Source organism: Ursidibacter maritimus (assembly GCF_009761395.1).
Lineage (GTDB): Bacteria > Pseudomonadota > Gammaproteobacteria > Enterobacterales > Pasteurellaceae > Ursidibacter > Ursidibacter maritimus.
The window spans coordinates 1-19,999 of record NZ_LEKN01000003.1 but is presented as its reverse complement, the minus strand read 5'-3'; the positions used below and the strand labels follow the sequence as shown (position 1 = coordinate 19,999).

Genomic DNA, 19,999 nt, shown 5'->3' with positions numbered 1-19,999 from the left:
TGATAACTCGCGGTTTTTTTATTCGTTGTATTAGATCTAAATTTCACAGCGTTTTCGCAGTATTTTGAACTGTTCTTTTGGTGTGCCAAAGTTAAACCGAAATTCGCATTCCTTCAAGAATAAAGGAAAGTTTTTTCTGTTTATTCCATTATATTTTCGAAGCACTCGCTTGGCTTGACTCCAAAAATTTTCAATCCCGTTAATGTGATTTTCTCTCTCAGCAAATATCTCAGAATGGTTAATTCGCTCGTGATGAAATTCACTCACATCTAGGGCGTCATAGCTACGATAAGTATCGGTATAAACCTAGCTATCAGGCTTCACTTTCATTTTAATAACAGGGGGTAACGTTTCAGTCTTGGTATTTTCAACAACAACCGTAAACACCTTTCCCTGCCGTTTTAATATACCAAAAACAGAGACTTTTCCCACTGCACCTAGACTACGTTTTCCTTTACGATGCCCACCAAAATAACTCTCATCTAACTCGATTTTTCCCTCAAAAATATCATTGGCTTCAAGGGATAGATGATAGTCGATTACTTGACGAATTTTATGGTAAAACAAAATCGCTGAGTTAGGTTGAATACCAAGAATATCAGCAGCTGAACGAGCTGTTACTTCTAGCACAAAAAATTCAAGCAGTCTTTTTTGTATAGATTTCTTTAATTTACAATGAGTTATCTTCATTTTTATAGACTAACATACTTGCTAATCTACTTCAGCCCCTTAGATTATTATCTTGGGTAGCTAATAATCCCATATTATTACCCAACCATTGTCGATTACATCAGCATCATTGATTAAACCTCTAGACTTAGCTCTAGAGGTTTATTTGATTGAAGAACATTAATTAGCGTTTTGGTAGATAGCGAGTTGGATCAACTGATTTACCTAAATAGCGGATTTCAAAGTGAAGTTTATTGCTATTTGTGCCGGTACTACCCAGTGTTGCGATAGTTTCTCCTGCACTCACATTATCTTGCTCATCAACTTTGATGGTATCATTGTGAGCGTAAGCACTGAGGAAGTTATCATTATGTTTGATGATAATTAAGTTTCCATAACCTTGAAGCGCATTTCCTGCATACACCACCTTACCTGCAGCAGCAGCTTTAATTGGTTGCCCTTTTGTCCCAGCAATATCGATCCCTTTATTTCCGCCTTCAGCTGATGAGAATCCAGAAATGACACGACCTTGGGTTGGCCATTGCCATTTTATTGATGATGCAGCTGGAGCCTGTTCATAACTTGTTGTATTGGCTGAAGGTGTTGTGGCTCTAATTGTTGGTGTAGTGGCTACAACCGCTGGAGCCACTGTTCCCGTAGTTGCTGTTACGCTAGGACGAGTAGTAGGAGCAATACCTGTACCTGCTTTAACTGGGCCAGTTACTGTGCCATCAGAACCATAAGCTGTACCATTTGGTGCTTGCGTATAGGTTACTTCTGGCTCAATAGGCTTAACTGGTTGTGGAGCTGGTGCTGGTTCAGTTTGTGCAGTTTCTTTAGCTACTGGAGCTGGATTACCTAGTTTTAAGGTTTGTCCTACGTTAAGTTGATATGGCTCCTTCATATTATTGAGTGCAGCAATTTCTTTTACATCTTTGCCTGCAATATAGGCAATTAAGAACATTGTATCGCCTTTACGTACAGTATAAGTATCACCGTTATAGAAACCTTTATCTATTTGACTATAGATGGGGGCATTTTTTTCATCACGCGGAATAGTAAAATCTTGCGATACAGGTTTTTTAGCTGGTTTTGCTTTTGGTTTAGCAACTGGCTGCGGAGCTGGTTTCGGCGTTGGCACTGGTTGGTATTGCGGTACTGCGACTGGTACAGGTTGTGGAGCCGGTGCTTGATAAACAGGCTGTGGTGGAGTATAACTTGGTGTATTCATTGTGCCTGGCATTTGTGTGGCTTGTACGTCTGTTTGCCAGCCGTAGCTACCATCCATAGCACCTGTACCTGATACAGGTTGCATTACACCAGGACTGAGATCTGAACCATCAGCATTGACAACTGGCGCTGGTTGGTTAGAGCTACAAGCGGTGAGTATCGCTGCGGTGAGTGGCAAAAGTAAAAATGATTTTTTCATATTGTTCCTTGATTAAAAGCAAATAACAGCAGTAGTTAGCCTACTGCTGTTGCCTATTTATAATGTTACGAGTAACTATCTTAAACGCAGCACTTGACCCGTTTTTAATTGATACGGTTGTGAAAGATTATTTAAACTTGCAATTTGGCTAACAGATTTGCCCGACAAATAAGCAATTAAAAATACAGTATCGTTTTTACCCACAGTATATGAGCTATCAGTATAACAACCTTTCTGAATTTGAGCATAAATTGGCGTATTATTACCATCACGCACCACATTACAGTTTCCGACCATCTCATTTTGACCATAGCTAGCTTGTGTTACAGGCTGTGGCATTGCTTGCACTGGTTGTGGTTGATAGCTTGGCTGAGGTTGGTAGCTAGGTTGTGGCTGATAAGTTGGTTGAGTCATTGAACTTGGCATTTCCGCAGATTGTACTTCTGTTTGCCAAGCAGGCGCGCCAACAGATGTGACTTCTGCGCCAGTCGATTCAGTTGAAGAATTTGAACAAGCTGTTAAAGCTAATGCAAAAACGGGTAATAAAAAGAATGATTTTTTCATATTGTCTTCCTTATTATTTAACAAAAGTATAAATGGCGTAGGCAATAACGGCAATAACAACCGTTCCCCAACCGATTAACTCAATGGAACGGCGGATTTTATCTGCGTATTTTTCACCGCCCCATGCTGATAATTTTGCCACAAGAATGAAACGAGCAAAACGAGAAATTGCAGCAGTAGCAACAAAAGGTAAAAATGCCATCTGCATTACACCGGCACAAATTGTAAACACTTTATATGGAATTGGCGAGAACCCCGCTAAGAAAACAATCGCAACGCCCCAAGTTTCAAACCAATTCATTGCTTTATCAAAGTTTGCTTGCATTCCCCAATCTACAATAATGCCTTTTACCCAATCAAACGCATATAAACCAATAAAATAACCGATAATCCCACCTAATACAGAAGCAATAGTAGTGTATATCGCATAGCGTGTTGCCATATGCGGTTTACTCATCGACATTGGAATAAGCATTACATCTGGCGGAATAGGGAAGAATATTGCTTCAATAAAGCTCACAAAACTTAGCCAAGCAGCCGCAAATTTGTGTTGCGACCACGCCATCGTTTTATCATAAATTGCACCAAAAAGTTTCATTATAATAACCCTTTTAATGTTTGGATTGATTGATGAGCAGTCATATCGGCTTGAATTGGTGTAATAGAAACATAGCCATTTTTGATCGCATAAAAATCCGTACCTTCGCTCTCATCAATTGGTTTACCGCTTGCACCAATCCAGTAAATGTTTGCACCACGAGGATCTTGTTGTTTAATAATTTCAGCAGCAGGAGAACGATCTCCTAATCGTGTCGCTAACATTCCTTTTAATTCCGCATAAGGAACATTCGGAACATTCACGTTTAAAACTTGATTTGTTGGAATGCTACCTTGCTTAATGTTAGGTAATAAATCTAATACAACTTGAGCGGCGGTTTCAAAATGGCATTTGCCCGTCAAATAGTTGGTGTCTTTATGTCCGACTAACGATACAGCGATTGAGGCTAAAGGTAAATGGCGACCTTCTAAAGCTGCGGCGACAGTACCAGAATAAACAACATCATCGCCTAAATTTGCACCGTGATTGATGCCCGATACGACTAAATCAAAAGGTGTATCCAGCAGACCATTTAATGCAAGATGTACACAATCGGCAGGCGTGCCTGCAATCACAGAATAATCGCCATTTTCAAAGCGATGAACTCGTAATGGATCAACTAAAGTTAAACAACTTGATGCAGCACTACGGTTGCGATCAGGTGCAACAACGGTGACGTTATGCCCGGCATTGCGTAGGGTTTTCGCAAGGGTTTGGATACCTACAGCGTTAATGCCATCATCATTACTTAATAAAATATTCATATTGTCCTTAAATTTGGTAAAAAATCCGTAAAATCCGACCGCTTGTTATGCGGTTTCTTCATCAAGAGAAATTAACTCTCTCACTAATGCAGTGGCGTAGCTACCAGAAGGTAAGAAAAATTGTAAGCGTAAACCTTCAGGCTCAAAATGCCACTCAAACTCCGTTGGTACACAAAACATCGGGCGACGTGTCGCATTAGTCCGCTCCTGTGCCATTAAATTCAATAAAAGTTGCTGTTCAGAAACAATTTTTTGTTCTCGCTCAGAAACCGTTTGTTGTAGTGAATTTTCGCCCACTAACGGTGCTGTGAGTAAAATATCGCCTTGTGCTAATCGCTGATTTAAACTGGCTAACTCATCAGCTTGAGCGATAAACCAACTATTTGAGCCAGCAAGCTGAACAATATCATTTTCAATAACTTGTTTAAACGTATCTGAAGCAATTCTATCGGCAACAACAAGATTAAAAATTTCACTGCGAGCAGCAGAAAGATAAAAACTCCGCTTTTTGCGATCTTTGACCTTAATCTCACCGCTTGCCCAACGTTGAGCTTGAGTTAGATTATGCCCATCTCGTCCGAAACGCTGTTCAGTAAAATAATTCGGAAATCCAACCGCTTGTATTTGGTTTAAACGATGAATGAGTTCTGGGCTTTCTTGAACATCCCTTAACAGCAGTTCAAAATAATTACCAGCTAAGCTCCCTACGCGAATTTTGCGGTTATGACGAGTGACCTCTAGGATCTCAACGCCTTCAAGTTGGAATGGTGAAAAGTCAGGAGTTTCCTTACCTGCTAAGTGTAAACAAAACCACTGTTCTGTGATTGCGTGGCGATCTTTTAACCCCGCATAGCTCATATTTTTTGCTGAAATACCTGCAAACTCTGCGAGTTTTTCGCCGACAAAAAGAGTATTAGCATCGGTTTTACGGATCTTAACCGCCACAAATTCCCCTTCACCAGTTAAATCATAGCCAAGTTCTTCTTTGACGATGAAATCTGCAAATTGTGCTTTTAATCTACCCGCTTGTTGCGGTTTACCAAATAAATAAGTCAGTGTTTTCATTGTTTTTCATTAAAAAAGGCACTTAAAAGTGCCTTTCACTATATTATGTTAGTTGCTTTTGCTACCAATTATACCCTAATTTTAATGTAGCAAAACGTTGATTTTTAATTTCGTTACCTTTTGTAAATCCTAAGCCGATTGAAATATTCCAATTGTTGTTTTGCAACATTGAAGTGATTTCAGTTTTTATATAACGCCCAAACTGCTGCTGTAAGGCATTTTGATTTACATTAACTCGTAATTTTTTTAGGCTCGCATCAACAAAATAACTGCTTATTTCAGGCTTAAACTTTAATTCCCCAAGTTGAATGATTTTACTTAATGAAAAACCAGCTTGATAAGAGATCATATCTATCGGTTTAATCCCAATGTTAGCATTATCAAAAGCATAATTGGATTTACTTAAATGGTAATAACGCACACCAATAGATGGTTTAAAAGTAACGTTATTTACTATCCAATCTTTACCTAGTATAGAACTTAACGAAAAGATATGGCGTTTGAATGTTACTTGATTACCCAATTTAGTTCGTGAAGATGCATAGCCCCCCTCAATAGCGGTAAAAATACCGTTATTCCACATTTTTTTAGTGTATAAATTGATTTGTTTTAGGTTATGTTTACCTGTAATACCATCATCAAATTGGCTATGATCTGATGAATGTGAAAATACTGACCCTACTGTAATATCATTACCAACCCTTTGTTCTATGCCGAATTGAGTTAGGTTAATAGATTGCTGATAAGGACGATACAGATCAGAACCTTGTTTGCTCTTTTGCTGACCGAACTGTACCCAAGCTCTTAAACCATGCTGGTCGTGATTAATGATTTCTTGGTCAAGCTGATGATTGACATACACCAAAGTTCCCACTTGAGCAGATAATTCTGACAACCCTATGTTGGCATAGCGGCTGATGTAATCTCGTTGGGGGGCTTCTTCGTAAAATGCCATACGAAACGCTGACGCTGGGCGACGACCATATTGATTGAAGTATCTATGGGGTTTTGGATACTTGTTAGGTTTTGGGCGCTGTACTTTTTTGCGTGTCGGTTTTTTGGGTTTTGCGATGACTTGACCAACTGTCGGAGCGGTCAAAGCATTGCGATGAGCCACACCCAATACATAGCTGTTCGCTTTTTCAAATAAACTGTATCGGAATGTGCCTAAGTCCACATGACCATTACCCAAAGCAACACTCAAGGACTCTCCTTTTGTGCCAACCTTAAGTAGCTCCAACTCATTTAGTTTTGGTTCTCGCCCCGTGTTATTGACGTGCAAAGTATGTGTGCCAGAGGCTATCCCACTGACAATGATTTTATCAGTGCTGTTTTGAGTGATATTACTATTTAAATAAAATCTACCAACACCTGATAAATCGCCTTGAATATTTAAAGTATGGTGCTTAGCATCAGTGCCATTGAGATGAACATTAGCACCGCCTTTTAAATCCAAGTTTTTAACTGTGCTGTTATCCGTCATTGTCCAGCGACTGTCAGCTTGCAAGCTGACATTGCCTGTGCCTTGAATGCGACCTGTCAAGTGAGCTTTGCCAAGGTTGAGTTTGCTGTTGTCATTTAATTGGCTGTTACCACGAACATCAAGAACAGGACTTGATACCAAGGCTTTTTCACTCAACGTTTTATTATCACAATTCACCACACCTGTATGATCAGAACGAATACATTCAGGGGTTGTGCCTTGTATCACACCTAAATTAAAAGTGGCGTTATTATTCGCTGTCAAATTGGTATTAACCGCAGAGACATTTCTACCCACAAATACCGTAGCATTATTGTTGGCGATGAAGTTTGTGGCATTAAAAGTGCGATTTAGCCAGTCATCTTCATAGATGACATCTGTATTTTTTAAATGGTCATAAGCGTGCGGTACAGGTCTGCCTGATAACACCAATGTACCACCATTTGCAGTTAGGTTGCCATTTAATCGCGTACCGCCTGATAATAGCAGTGTGGAGCGTGGATTAGTTGGAGTGAACGTCACGTTCAACTTGCCGTTATGTTTGGTGCTGTCAGTTTCGCCAAAATAGCCATTAAAGGCTGTAATGAGTGAGCGTTCATTTTTACGCTGAAGAGCGATTTTTTGGGCATTATCTAGATTGTCCCCTAAATATTCCCAATGCTCATTACTTTGCTGATTGGTGGGATAATAAGGGTGGTTGTTGATGCGTCCGTTTTTGGGTAGGAAATAATCGTAAGGCTGTTTAGCATGAGTATGCCTTTTATCCCAGCGATACAAATCTTGGTTTGCATGCACTCTATCAGCGATGCTTAGGCTGTTTATGTCAGCAGTAGGCAAACCTTTTAACGTGATGCTTGTTGTTTTTGACGGATGGTTGTTTACTACTCTCGCCCCATCATCCACATTCTGAATGCGATTAAAGGTCAAATCATGGCCATTAACATCCAAACGCCCACCACGGAAACCAAAATAAATGTTATTAGGATTAATTTGGTTATCTCCATCCAATCTTACAGTGGGGCGACCACTGACAATGCCGAGATGATTAAATGCCTGACCGCCTGTTTGATTGAGTACTACAGTGCCATCGCCCACGCTGATGTCGCCTGTATTAGAACCCTTGCCATTAACCACCAAAGTACCTTCACCAATCTTTGAAAGTCGGTCGGATGTTGGGTTTTTTACTTGCCAATGTACAGTTTTGCCTTTTGCGACCGATACACCAGCCCCTTGCCAAGTGGTATTGTTATTTATTCCTTTAACCGTAAAATCAGCATCAAAGTACAAGGCACCTGCCCCTTGATTGATGTTTTGGGTGAGCTTTAATGTGCCTGTTTGACCTTTGAAATATACGGTTTTTCCGTGGTTTAGAGCGTTAGCTTCGGTCAGTGATGGGTTGTTTAGATTGACCCTCAAAAACCGCCCGTTTCTTGAAACAACACTACTACTCGCACTGGTATTTGACCAGTGAAAAGTAGCATTTGGAGACTTGTTGATGATGATGCCAGCGTTATCTGCCTGTTGTTGCTTGGTATTCCAATCGGCACGAGTAATACTCCAAACATTGCCACCACCATGCTCACCTCTGCTAAAGTTCAGTACGCCATATTGTACCCAACGGTTTTCTTGTTTATCAAATGCCCAAAGAGACGAGCCACTGTCGCCAGTAATACCGTAAGTGATTAAGGGACCATAATGGTCGGTGAATACATCGCCGTTTGCATCTACCCAGCCGTATCTGTCACCTGTGACACGCAAAGGGGTGCCACCTGTTAGGTATTGATACCATTCACTCACTATTTGTCTGGGTTTGTCCTTGGAACGAACGATTTGCAATCCTGAGCCGACTCGCACAAAATGGCTAAAGCGGTCCTGATTTAAGTAAATTTTATTGTCCAAACCTGCTGATGTCACAGGTGTGGGGATGATTTCGGTGATGAGTTTGTGTAATCTAGGTTGGTGATAATCCTTATCAAGCCCATCAAGCCCATCGGGATAATCGTTAAAGTCCGTCACCTTGTAATCAAAATGATGAGCGTCAGGGTGGTTGTCAGAAGCGCCGAATTGCACCGAATTGTAATGTGGTTTGTTGTGCGCAACACTCACGATGTACTGTGGCGCAATGGCGGTAGCGATGCCATGTTTGCGTGAAGCTGAACTAAAATCAATCATAGGCACGTCTTTGAGCATGGTGCCGATGATTTCACCTTGTTTGTTTTTGATGGGGATGTTGGTAGCCCCGACCGTGAATGCCCCTTTGTTTTCAGCAAAATCCCTAAAATACTGATAATCCACATCATTTCGCACTGCACTAGCGAAGGCCGATTGGGAAATTAAAGATGAAATAATTAAAGAAAGCGTCTTTAATTTGAGAGAAACATGATCTTTCATAAAAACCTACCTACTTTTGACTGTACTACATATAAACCTAAACCTAAACTATAAATTCTGACTTAACGGAGTATATGTCAGACAGTCGTAGAAAGCTAACTAAAAATATCACGAAATCTTACACAATGCTGTTATAATACTGGTGTCTTTAATTTAATCATTTAGGAGAAACAAAATGGCACGTCGTCCTTTAGTTATGGGTAACTGGAAATTAAACGGTAGCAAAGCATTTACTAAAGAGCTTATTGAAGGCTTAAAACGTGAACTTGATGGTGTAACTGGTTGTGATGTTGCAATTGCTCCGCCAGTAATGTACTTGGCAGAAGCAGAAGCTACATTGGCAAGCTGTGGCTGTGATTGCACAAGCAAAAATGTGATCGCTTTAGGTTCTCAAAATGTTGATGTGAATGTGAGTGGTGCATTTACAGGTGATATTTCAACGGCAATGTTAAAAGATTTTGATGCGAAATATATCATTATCGGTCACTCAGAACGCCGTACTTATCACAAAGAGAGCGATGAATTTATCGCGAAAAAATTTGCAGCCTTAAAAGACGCTGGTTTAGTGCCTGTATTATGTATCGGTGAAACTGAAGCTGAAAATGAAGCGGGGCAAACAGAAGCAGTATGTGCTAGACAGTTAGACGCAGTATTAAATACCCTTGGTGCAGAAGCATTCAATGGTGCAGTCATTGCATATGAGCCAGTTTGGGCGATTGGTACAGGTAAATCAGCAACTCCTGCTCAAGCACAAGCAGTACACGCATTTATTCGCGGACACATTGCTAAACATTCTCAAGCTGTTGCCGATCAAGTAATCATTCAATACGGTGGTTCTGTAAATGATGCTAATGCGGCAGAATTATTTACTCAACCTGATATTGATGGTGCATTGGTAGGTGGTGCATCTCTTAAAGCGCCAGCATTTGCAGTTATCGTCAAAGCAGCAGAGAAAGCAAAAGAATAATTTTTAGATTTCTATTGTTGTGCAAGCGGTCAGTTTGAATAAGAAATTTGCAAAAATTTTGGATAATCTGACCGCTTGTTAGGCTCAAATTGTGTGTAAACCACGCAAATAAATTAAAAAAAGCAAAAAATGGTTGATCTCATTCGGAAAATCCGTATGATACGCCTCCGTTAAGCAAGTTAAGGGTCGTTAGCTCAGTCGGTAGAGCAGCGGACTTTTAATCCGTTGGTCGAAGGTTCGAATCCTTCACGACCCACCATTTAAACTTGCAAGACATCAATTTTCTAAAGGGTCGTTAGCTCAGTCGGTAGAGCAGCGGACTTTTAATCCGTTGGTCGAAGGTTCGAATCCTTCACGACCCACCACTTTAGAATCCCAATCTCTTGGGTCGTTAGCTCAGTCGGTAGAGCAGCGGACTTTTAATCCGTTGGTCGAAGGTTCGAATCCTTCACGACCCACCATTTAATTCCCCATTATTAAATTATTTCTAAATAGCTTTTAGCTATATTTGCTATGGTCTTTTTGTTGGGCTTATAGTAAGGTTATACATCCTTTGTTTTGATTTTATTGAATAAAAATGCTAAAAAAATTTCTCTATTTTTTCGGATTTGTATTACTCATTGTGCTAGGTGGCGGATTTTATGGGTATTCTCAACTTAATCAGTTAATTGAAAAACCGCTAAATTCAACGACAGAACAGTTTATTGTGATCGAAAAAGGCACATCAAGCCAAAAACTTGCTCAACAGCTTCATTCTTTAGGAATAATTAGTGAGAATGAAGCCTCGTTATTGCCTTATATTGTGCGATTACACCCTGAATTTAGTCGTTTTAAAGCAGGGGTTTATGCGATTGAGAATATTCAAAATCTTGGGGAGCTATTAGCACATTTTAATAGTGGTAAGGAAGTCCAGCTCACTTTACAATTTATTGAAGGAAAAACTTTTAAGGTATGGCGTGAGCAGCTATCAAAAGCGAAATTTCTTAATCAAACCTTGGCGGATAAATCTGAAACAGAAATTGCAACCTTGTTAGGGCTTGAGCATGAAAAATTAGAAGGTTGGTTATCGCCTGATACTTATCGATATGTGCCTTATTCAGACGATCTTGATGTGTTAAAACGTGCTTATCAAAAACAGCAAAAAGATTTAGAGCAAGCTTGGCAAAATAGAGCGGAAAACTTACCGCTTAAAACCCCTTATGAAATGTTAATTTTGGCATCGATTGTCGAAAAAGAAACAGGTGTTGCTAAAGAGCGACCTCAAGTGGCTTCCGTCTTTATCAATCGATTGCGCAATGGTTGGAAATTACAGACAGATCCAACGGTCATCTATGGAATGGGCGACCGTTATGATGGTAATATTCGCAAAAAAGATTTAACTGAACCAACCGCTTATAATACTTATGTGATTGACGGCTTGCCTCCTACGCCGATTGCAATGCCGAGTATGGCTTCACTCAAAGCGGTTTCACAGCCTGATAGCACTCCTTATTTTTATTTTGTTGCAGACGGAACGGGCGGACATAAATTCAGCCGAACCCTAGATGAGCATAATCGAGCAGTGCAGGAATGGATTCAAATCGAGAAAAAGCAGAAAAGTGAGAAAAAATAATGAGCGGAAAATTTATTGTCATTGAAGGTTTAGAAGGCGCAGGAAAAAGCAATGCCGTACGAGTTGTTGATGCTGTGTTAGCGTCTCATCAGATTCCTGTGATTCATACTCGTGAACCAGGTGGAACACCGATAGCAGAGGCTTTACGTGATTTATGGAAGCAAGGTTTAAATGGCGAAGTGACAACCGATAAAGCCGAAGCCTTGATGATTTTTGCCGCTCGAACGCAATTAGTTGAAACTGTCATTCAACCAGCTTTAGCTCAAGGAAAATGGGTGATTGGTGATCGTCATAATATGTCGAGTCAAGCTTATCAAGGCGGTGGACGCAATCTTGCTGAATTGGTGGATAAGATTGGCGAAGTGGTTTTAGATGGTTTCGAGCCAGATTTAACGATTTACTTAGATCTTGACCCTGCTATTGGGCTAGAACGAGCAAAAGGGCGTGGTGCTTTAGATCGTATTGAACAACAGCATATCGACTTTTTCCACCGTACTCGTGAACGTTACTTAGCTTTAACTCAAAATAACCCTAAAGCTGTTGTTATCAATGCTGAGCAGCCTATTGAAAAGGTATCCGATGACATTCAACAAGCGGTCGAAAACTTCTTAAAATTTGCAAAATAATTAAAATGAACCTTTATCCTTGGCATTCTCAGATTTATCAGCAACTCACCCACTCTTTTCTTAATGGACGCGGGCATCACGCTTTGTTGTTTAAAACGGAAGTTGGGCTAGGTACAGAGTTGCTTATTCGTCAATTTGCACATTGGCTATTTTGCCAAGAAAAACAGCTTACCGAACCTTGTGGGCGGTGTAAAACCTGTGTTTTGTGGCAAAGTGGCAATCACCCTGATTATCATTTAATTGAGTCAATAGACGGTAAAGATATCGGCGTTGATCAAATTCGAGAATTAACCACAAAGTTACAACAGTTTTCTCAGCAAGGCGGTAATTCAGTCATTTATATTGCTGGGGCAAATCGTTTAACAGAGGCAGCATCAAATGCCTTGCTCAAAACGCTGGAAGAGCCAAATGAGAAAATTTATTTTCTGCTGGAGGCACCATTACAATCGGCAATGTTAGCGACAATCCAAAGCCGTTGCCAAACGTGGTTAGTTCATACCCCATATGTTGAACAAGCGTATCAGTGGCTACAACCGCAATTCCCGGAATACCAAGTTGCAGAGTTGCAAACTGCTTTACGCATTTGTCACAATCGACCGTTAATTTGCAAAAAATTCTTAGAATCAGACCGCTTGCAAGAGCGTAAAACATTCCTACAGACATTTTGGAAGTTTTATAAAAGTGGAGATGTTTGGCTATTATTTCAGGCATTTTCTAGTGAAATAGAAAGACAATGTGAACAGCTAGAATGGCTCGATTCATTCTTTACCGATGCTCTCAAAGCTAAATTGAATATTGCAGCAGGTTGGGTAAACCCTGATTTACAGGCGGGGATTATTCCTTTTAGCCAAGCATTATCCGCACAGAAATTATTGAAGGGACATTATATTATTCAACAAACGCAACGTGATTTACTAGAAGTTAATGCGGTAAATTCAGAGTTAATGTTGGTTAATTGTTTAACTAAATTAGCAGTAGAAGTGTTCAATTAGATAATAATTGTCTATTTTTCAGAATTTTTTGTAAGGTGAGACTTGCAAAAATATGAAAATTAAATAGAATTCGCATCTCTTTTAGAGTTCCATCCAATGCCGACTTAGCTCAGTAGGTAGAGCAACTGACTTGTAATCAGTAGGTCACCAGTTCGATTCCGGTAGTCGGCACCATTTTCCTCCTAGCATTTCTCTTTTAAGTATAAAGAAACCCTAGCTGTTGCTCCTAATTGCATTTTCTCGTCGTAAATCATCACTTGCCATACTTGATGAATCTTGCCTAAATGCAGCGGAGTAGCTTTGGCGGTAGCTTTTCCTTGCTTAATCGCTTTCAGGTGGCTAATGTTGAGTTCTGTGCCAACTGGGAATTGATTTTCATCACAAAACAGTAATGCCGCAGCAGACGCAACAGTTTCAGCAAGGGTAGCACTTATGCCACCGTGTAATAAACCGAAAGGCTGAGTCGTACGACAATCAACTGCTAAAGTCGCTTCTAACCAATTTTCACCTTGTGCAGTAAATTCAATCCCCAAATGTGATACGGCACAATTTTGGCAAAGTTGGTTAAGCTGTGAAAGCGAAAGCGTTTTTTTCCAAATCATTGGCTTGCCTTATAAAATACTCAATAATGCTTGAACAGGGTGTTTTAAGACCCGATGTTCCATTCGTTTTACTTGGCTACGACAGGAATAACCTGTGGCTAAACAGCGTTCAAGATCTTTGCCATTGAGTTTTTTCTGCCACGATTGTGCATAAATCGCTTTTGACATTGCGAGATGTTTAGTTTCGTGTCCAAATGTCCCCGCCATTCCACAACAGCCTGTGCTTTCCCCTACCAGTTGTTCGCCAAAATGTGCAAAAATTTGTTGCCACTCTTTTGTACTGTTTGGTAGTGCGGTTGATTCTGTACAGTGGCTAAACAAATGCCATTGTAAGCGGTCTGTTTCTGTCGATTTTTTGCAAGTATGCAAATGTCCTTGTTTGAGCTGGCTAAGTAACCATTCGTGAGCAAGTTGCACTTTAAATTCACCACGATTTTCTTTCAAAATATCTCGATATTCTTCACGATAAATCAGGGTTAAAGCAGGATCAACCCCAACCATTGGAATGCCTAACTTCGCTAAACGAGTCAGGAAATCCGCTTGGTTTTTGGCTGTTTTGGCAAATTGACGTAAGAAACCTTTAACGTGCTGAGCTTTTCCTGTTGGTTTAAATGGCAATACAATCGGTTTAAAGCCGATTTTTTTGCATAGATGTACAAAATCTGCCACCACTTTAGCATCATAATAAGAAGTGAAAGGATCTTGTACCACAAAGAGATATTGGTAAATTTCTTGTCCTATCTGACCGCTTGTGATTTGTTGCTCAAGGCTTTCTAAACTTTCAGCTTGATAGCCAATTTGATTGAGTTGTTGATGTAAATTGGGTACAGAAAGGGCAGGCAGATCGACCATTCCGATAGTTTTACTTGCGATATTTTCCGCCCATTTATTTGCACTGAAGAAATTAAAGAAAGCAGGTTGTTTTGCCATTAACGGAGCGACACGTTCTAAATTTGAAACCACATAATCTTTCATCGGGCGGAAATAACGGCTATGGTAAAGATTATTAAATTGGGCTCGGAAAGTCGGCACATCAATTTTGATCGGGCATTGGCTAGCACAAGCTTTACAGGCTAGACAGGTATCCATCGCTGCTTTCACTTCGTGAGAGAAATCATACTCTTGCTTTTTATACCATTGATTGCGTAGTTTTTTCGCAAAATCGACCAATTTTCTACCATTTTTATGTGGCTTGAAAATAATATCGTCAGGGGAAACATTTTTCTCTGCCAATAAACGCAACCACTCACGAACCAGTGCAGCACGCCCTTTTGGTGAAAAAAGGCGATTACCAGAGATTTTCATTGAAGGACACATTGTGCTGTGTACATCAAAATTAAAACATAGCCCATTACCATTACAATTCATCGCACCTTTAAAATTTTCACGCACTTGAATTGGGATTTGGCGATCAAAATCAGCACGCATTTGTGAGTCAATTGGGTAAAGCTCATCTTGGCGATGTAATGGCGTACAAATTTTACCTGGGTTTAAGCGATTTTGTGGATCAAACAGTTGCTTAATATAGCGTAGCTCTTGCCATAAAGTTTCTCCAAAAAAGCGTTCGCCATAGGCAGAACGCATACCTTTTCCGTGTTCTCCCCAAATTAAACCACCATATTTGGCAGTGAGTTCAACGACTTTATCCGAAATCTGTTTGAATTTTTGCACCTGTGCTTTATCGCATAAATCAAGGGCAGGGCGAACGTGAAGGACACCCGCATCAACGTGTCCGAACATTCCATATTCCAAACCGTTTTCATCGAGTAATTGGCGAAATTCAACAATATAATCGGCTAAATTTTCAGGGGGAACGCAGGTATCTTCCACAAAAGCGATAGGTTTTGCCCAACCTTTTGCATTACCGAGCAATCCTACTGCTTTTTTACGCATTGCGTAAATTTTCTCAATCGAATCGACTTCTTTGCAAATTTGGTAGCCAATCAGACCGCTTTCATTATTGGTAATTTTTTGATCGAGCGAATGACAAAGATCGGCGACAAGTTGTTCATTAAGATCCTGATCGTTTGACGCATATTCTACAATATTGATCCCTAAAATTGGGTTCTGTTCATCTTCAGTTAAAAGATCCGAAACGGAGTGCCATACAATATCTTGCTTGGCTAAGTTTAATACTTTGGAATCAACGGTTTCTACTGACAATGCTTTAGCTTGTAGCATAAAAGGGGCAGAACGTAATGCCGCATCAAAAGAATTATATTTGATATTGATCAGTGTACGATATTTGGGAATGGGTAATAAATTGAGTTTAGCTTCGCAAATAAAGGCTAGAGAGCCTTCCGAACCTGTAAGAATACGAGTTAAATTAAATTCAGATTCGTCATCATTAAATACATTTTTTAAATCATAGCCTGTTAAAAAACGGTTTAACTGTGGTAATTCTTTTAAAACGACTGGACGTAGGGTTTTGCAACGTTGGAAAATTTCTTGATGAATCTTTTTACCATTTTCAGATAAAGGTAATTCGGCAAGATTTGCAGAAAAGTTGTCTGATCTCACCGCTTGTGTGTCTAAAATTTCCCCGTTCATCAATACGGATTTGATCGCCAAAATATGATCGGAGGTTTTCCCATATTGTAATGAACCTTGCCCTGAAGCATCAGTGTTAATCATTCCGCCTAATGTGGCTCGATTACTGGTCGATAATTCTGGGGAAAAGAATAAGCCATAGGGCTTTAAGTATTGGTTCAGCTGGTCTTTAACCACGCCTGCTTGTACTCGAACCCAACGCTCTTCTACGTTAAGCTCTAAGATCTGTTTCATATGGCGAGAGAGATCAACAATGATATTGTTGTTGAGTGATTGCCCATTTGTGCCCGTTCCACCACCTCTTGGAGTAAATGTTAATGCTTGAAACGGAGCTTTTTGAGCTAATTTGGTTAAAATAACCACATCAGCTACTGATTTTGGGAATAAAATCGCTTGTGGTATTTGCTGATAAACGCTGTTATCCGTTGCAAGTGAAAGACGATCGGCATAGCTTGATGCAATATCGCCTGAAAAATGTTGTTCTACAAGCTCGTTAAGAAAAGCTTGTACGGTATCGGTCAGTTGTGGGGTATCGGCTAAACGTGGGATCATATAGACTTATTCAATTAAAATATAACTGGTGAGATATTAGCAATATTTACGCTGAGATTTAAGCGGTTGTTGTAAAATTATTGTGAAAAATTGCTGATAAGGCGCTAAAAATATAACTGAATCAAAAGCGGAGTTGTGCTTAGTTGTAGATAAATATACTAAATTCATATACAATGTCAGGATTACTTGGCAAAAACCTCTACTAAAATAATCCAACATTACACTTTTTTACAAAAGTTCCATTTGCATTAGGGTATTTTTTGATAGAATAGCCAAGAATTCTAGCCCTTCTAAAAATCTTTATGTGGGTTTGGAAGGCTATTTAACCTCAGCATTTGTTATATGGTTATAATAATGCTGAATATTTTTTTATCTCGTAATGACGATAATATGAGGATTATTAAAATGAAAAAATCTGTAATTGCATTAGCAGTTTCTGGTTTAGCAATCGCTTCTGTTCAAGCAGCTCCACAAGCAAATACCTTCTATGCTGGTGCCAAAGCTGGTTGGGCATCATTCCATGATGGTTTAACTCAATTTGATGCTAAGAAAAACCAAGGTGAAGGTTTTGGTATTAATCGTAACTCTGTAACTTATGGTGTATTCGGTGGTTACCAAATTACTTCTAACTTAGCAGTAGAAACTGGTTATGACTACTTTGGTCGTGTACGTGGTAACGCAACTGTAGATGGTAAAGAAAAACGTGTTGGTAAACACACAGCTCACGGTGCTCACATCAGCTTAAAAGGTAGCTACCCAATCGTTGATGGTTTAGATGCTTACGCTCGTGTTGGTGCTGCATTAGTACGTTCTGACTACTATAGTCAACAAGATGCTAATGGTGAATTTACAGCAGTGAAGAAAGATCGTAAAAAAGCTCACAATTTAAAAACTTCTTTAGTATTAGCGGGTGGTTTAGAGTATGCAATCACTCCAGCGTTAGCTGCACGTGTTGAATACCAATGGTTAAGCCGTGTTGGTAACTTAGATAAAGCTATTCGTAAAGAAGGTGGTTCATCTAATAAATTCCAATATAGCCCAGATGTTGGTTCTGTATCTGCAGGCTTAAGCTACCGTTTTGGTCAAGGTCCAGCACCAGTTGTTGAGCCAGAAATCGTAACTAAAAACTTTGCATTCAGCTCAGATGTATTATTTGATTTCGGTAAAGCTAACTTAAAACCAGCTGCTTCAGCAGCATTAGATGCAGCGCACGATGAAATCAACAAATTAGGTTTAGCAGCTCCAGCTATCCAAGTAAATGGTTATACTGACCGTATTGGTAAAGATGCTCCAAACTTAAAACTTTCACAACGTCGTGCTGAATCTGTAGCTAACTACATCGTTTCTAAAGGTGTTAACCCAGCTAACGTAACTGCAGTAGGTTATGGTAAAGCTAACCCTGTAACTGGCAACACTTGTGATGCAGTTAAAGGTCGTAAAGCGTTAATCGCTTGCTTAGCACCAGATCGTCGTGTTGAGTTACAAGTTCAAGGTTCAAAAGAAGTTGCTATGTAATTTCTTAAGCCTAATAGCTTAATAAAATGCCCGCTTATGCGGGCATTTTAGTTTTTTTAATCTTTAAGTGTAATGGAAAGAGTCTTGAAAAAAGTGGTTTGGGGCTTTCTACAGCCACTAAAAAATCCCTATTGAGTGAAATTTCAATAGGGATTTTAATATTTTCAATCGGTTAAATATTTTTGCAACTACTATTAATAGCGATAGGGGCCTTGTTCAAACAATACGTACTAATATCAAAAATCAAGTATATGAAAAAATAGAATAAGTAGTGGTAAATTGGCATCGAGTTTTACTGTTTATAGATAACTTCCTTACAATCATTAGTTGTATAAACAAGGTATTTTTTTCGAATAGTGCTTTATTGCTAATCTTATATATTGCCACTTTCAAAGGTTTTTTGATATAGATAGAGGGGATCTTGGCTCATTCTCATTAGTTTAAAGTCTTGGTATATTGCTTAATATTCTGTTGCTAAATGTAATAAATCTGGTTTGTGTTTAATAATTTGGATAAGATAAAACATAAGAGTTTCCTTTTTTAGATTGAATTTAGTTATTCATATTCTAAACAGGAAACTCTTATTTTTTATGATGATTTGTCAGATCTTATACAAATTATTATAATTCTATTCAGTAATTATTCTTTAATTGACTTAATCACCTCTTCATTAGCTGGTTTACAAACGCCTCTTCTGTTACATCCGAGTTTTGTGGAACCAAAAACGCCATGATAATCTTTCATATCACCATCGGTTTTGTAGAATGTTCCTCCTATATCTTGTGCTGCGGAACCAAAAAATGCTCCTTTTACTTGCGTATCATCCTTATTTCCATCAAACGAATTACCTTTAATCTTTCCAAATAATCTAAATTTAGTATTTTCCCCTTCTGAAAGTTTAATATAAACTTCTTTGTTACTGAAATCTGCGATAGCTTTGGAGTCGAGTTGGTTATACTCGTTGTCTTTACCATAGAATGCAAACCCTGAATATTGAAATACATCAGAATCTGGCATTGGTTTTAGCTCTTGACCAATGTCATTTCTATCATTTTGTATACCATAATATGTATGAATATAAGGAGATTGAATAGCTTCTTTTTCTGGAGTTAAATGACCTTGTACAAACAAAGAACTTTTGCCATCTTTAGTTATATAGCCGTACCGTAATTGAGAAAATTCAGTTTTAAATGTGCTTTGGGGTAGGCTTCCTACCATTCCAACTTTTTGGTCATTTTCTCCCTTAAGCGTTTTAACTTCAAAGTTTGTTCGATATGTTTTCTTATATTCGACAATTTCATTTGGGGAATACAATACAAATTTATGACCATCTATCGTTATCTCATTGAGTTCAATGTTATCCTTTGGTAGATCATAATTAACTAACATACCATTTTCATATGAAAATAATTTTCCACTAACATAGCTGAAGTTCTTCTCGAAATCTTGTCTTGTTGAATCACCTATTGTATTAGTGTTATCTTTATTAATGGTGCCCTCTCTTAGGAATGTTCCAGAAGATTCAAATCCTTTATTAATTTCCTCTGTATTCATTTTAATACGAGCTAACTCTTTATTTTCTTCAAGTTTTTTAGCTTCTTCAAGTTTTTTAGCTTCTTC

General features: G+C 39.1%; 14 protein-coding genes, 4 tRNA genes and 1 pseudogene. 9 read left to right on the top strand and 10 right to left on the bottom strand.

Translation table 11 applies throughout. From position 1 onward, the window contains the following. Positions 1 to 36: 36 nt before the first annotated feature. From A1D26_RS02250 to A1D26_RS02220, 7 genes and pseudogenes are all read right to left on the bottom strand, one after another. Positions 37 to 690: pseudogene (locus tag A1D26_RS02250) on the bottom strand (IS1595 family transposase). Between the two features lie 163 nt (positions 691 to 853). Beyond that, positions 854 to 2,098: a murein hydrolase activator NlpD gene (gene nlpD, locus A1D26_RS02245; RefSeq protein WP_157402488.1), complete on the bottom strand. Its 1,245-nt coding sequence runs from the start codon at positions 2,096 to 2,098 to the stop codon at positions 854 to 856. Positions 2,099 to 2,173: 75 nt separating this feature from the next. Continuing rightward, positions 2,174 to 2,662 carry a LysM peptidoglycan-binding domain-containing protein gene (locus A1D26_RS02240; protein ID WP_157402487.1) on the bottom strand — a complete coding sequence of 163 codons (489 nt, stop codon included), beginning with the start codon at positions 2,660 to 2,662 and terminating at the stop codon, positions 2,174 to 2,176. A 13-nt stretch (positions 2,663 to 2,675) separates the two neighbouring features. Continuing rightward, entirely contained in the window at positions 2,676 to 3,260 is a 585-nt protein-coding gene (locus tag A1D26_RS02235) for a YqaA family protein (RefSeq protein ID WP_157402486.1), read from the bottom strand. Then, entirely contained in the window at positions 3,260 to 4,024 is a 765-nt protein-coding gene (surE, locus tag A1D26_RS02230; RefSeq protein WP_157402485.1) for a 5'/3'-nucleotidase SurE, read from the bottom strand. Before surE ends, A1D26_RS02235 begins: the two co-directional genes overlap by 1 nt. 45 nt (positions 4,025 to 4,069) lie before the next feature. Further along, on the bottom strand, positions 4,070 to 5,089 hold the full coding sequence (truD, locus tag A1D26_RS02225) for a tRNA pseudouridine(13) synthase TruD (RefSeq protein WP_157402484.1): 1,020 nt from the start codon (positions 5,087 to 5,089) through the stop codon (positions 4,070 to 4,072). Positions 5,090 to 5,150: 61 nt separating this feature from the next. Beyond that, positions 5,151 to 8,963: a S6 family peptidase gene (locus tag A1D26_RS02220; RefSeq protein WP_157402483.1), complete on the bottom strand. Its 3,813-nt coding sequence runs from the start codon at positions 8,961 to 8,963 to the stop codon at positions 5,151 to 5,153. Between the two features lie 175 nt (positions 8,964 to 9,138). On the opposite strand from A1D26_RS02220, the gene tpiA reads away from it, so the two are divergent. From tpiA to A1D26_RS02180, 8 genes are all read left to right on the top strand, one after another. Beyond that, the gene (tpiA, locus tag A1D26_RS02215) at positions 9,139 to 9,930 is read left to right on the top strand and encodes a triose-phosphate isomerase (RefSeq protein WP_157402482.1); all 792 of its coding nucleotides are present in this window, start codon (positions 9,139 to 9,141) and stop codon (positions 9,928 to 9,930) included. Positions 9,931 to 10,113: 183 nt separating this feature from the next. Beyond that, a tRNA-Lys gene (locus A1D26_RS02210) sits at positions 10,114 to 10,189 on the top strand. A gap of 30 nt (positions 10,190 to 10,219) precedes the next feature. Continuing rightward, positions 10,220 to 10,295: transfer RNA gene (locus A1D26_RS02205), tRNA-Lys, on the top strand. A gap of 20 nt (positions 10,296 to 10,315) precedes the next feature. After that, positions 10,316 to 10,391 (top strand) — tRNA-Lys (locus tag A1D26_RS02200). Between the two features lie 116 nt (positions 10,392 to 10,507). Continuing rightward, positions 10,508 to 11,542, top strand: a complete 1,035-nt coding sequence (gene mltG / locus A1D26_RS02195) for an endolytic transglycosylase MltG (protein WP_157402481.1) — start codon at positions 10,508 to 10,510, stop codon at positions 11,540 to 11,542. Then, positions 11,542 to 12,168, top strand: coding sequence for a dTMP kinase (tmk, locus tag A1D26_RS02190; protein ID WP_157402480.1), 627 nt, complete (start codon positions 11,542 to 11,544; stop codon positions 12,166 to 12,168). Before mltG ends, tmk begins: the two co-directional genes overlap by 1 nt. A 5-nt stretch (positions 12,169 to 12,173) precedes the next feature. Then, positions 12,174 to 13,160, top strand: a complete 987-nt coding sequence (locus tag A1D26_RS02185) for a DNA polymerase III subunit delta' (protein WP_157402479.1) — start codon at positions 12,174 to 12,176, stop codon at positions 13,158 to 13,160. Between the two features lie 98 nt (positions 13,161 to 13,258). Next, positions 13,259 to 13,334, top strand: a tRNA-Thr gene (locus tag A1D26_RS02180). 8 nt (positions 13,335 to 13,342) lie between these two features. Here the strand turns inward: A1D26_RS02180 and A1D26_RS02175 are convergent. After that, entirely contained in the window at positions 13,343 to 13,762 is a 420-nt protein-coding gene (locus A1D26_RS02175; protein WP_157402478.1) for a hotdog fold thioesterase, read from the bottom strand. A gap of 9 nt (positions 13,763 to 13,771) precedes the next feature. Next, positions 13,772 to 16,864 carry a D-2-hydroxyglutarate dehydrogenase YdiJ gene (gene ydiJ / locus A1D26_RS02170; protein ID WP_157402477.1) on the bottom strand — a complete coding sequence of 1,031 codons (3,093 nt, stop codon included), beginning with the start codon at positions 16,862 to 16,864 and terminating at the stop codon, positions 13,772 to 13,774. A 405-nt stretch (positions 16,865 to 17,269) separates the two neighbouring features. On the opposite strand from ydiJ, the gene ompA reads away from it, so the two are divergent. Then, positions 17,270 to 18,379 (top strand): porin OmpA, encoded by a 1,110-nt coding sequence (gene ompA, locus A1D26_RS02165; RefSeq protein ID WP_157402476.1) that lies wholly within the window; start codon positions 17,270 to 17,272, stop codon positions 18,377 to 18,379. A gap of 639 nt (positions 18,380 to 19,018) precedes the next feature. Here ompA and A1D26_RS02160 read toward each other — a convergent pair. Beyond that, positions 19,019 to 19,999: transferrin-binding protein-like solute binding protein (locus A1D26_RS02160; RefSeq protein WP_157402475.1), on the bottom strand; the 981-nt coding region annotated here is incomplete at its 5' end.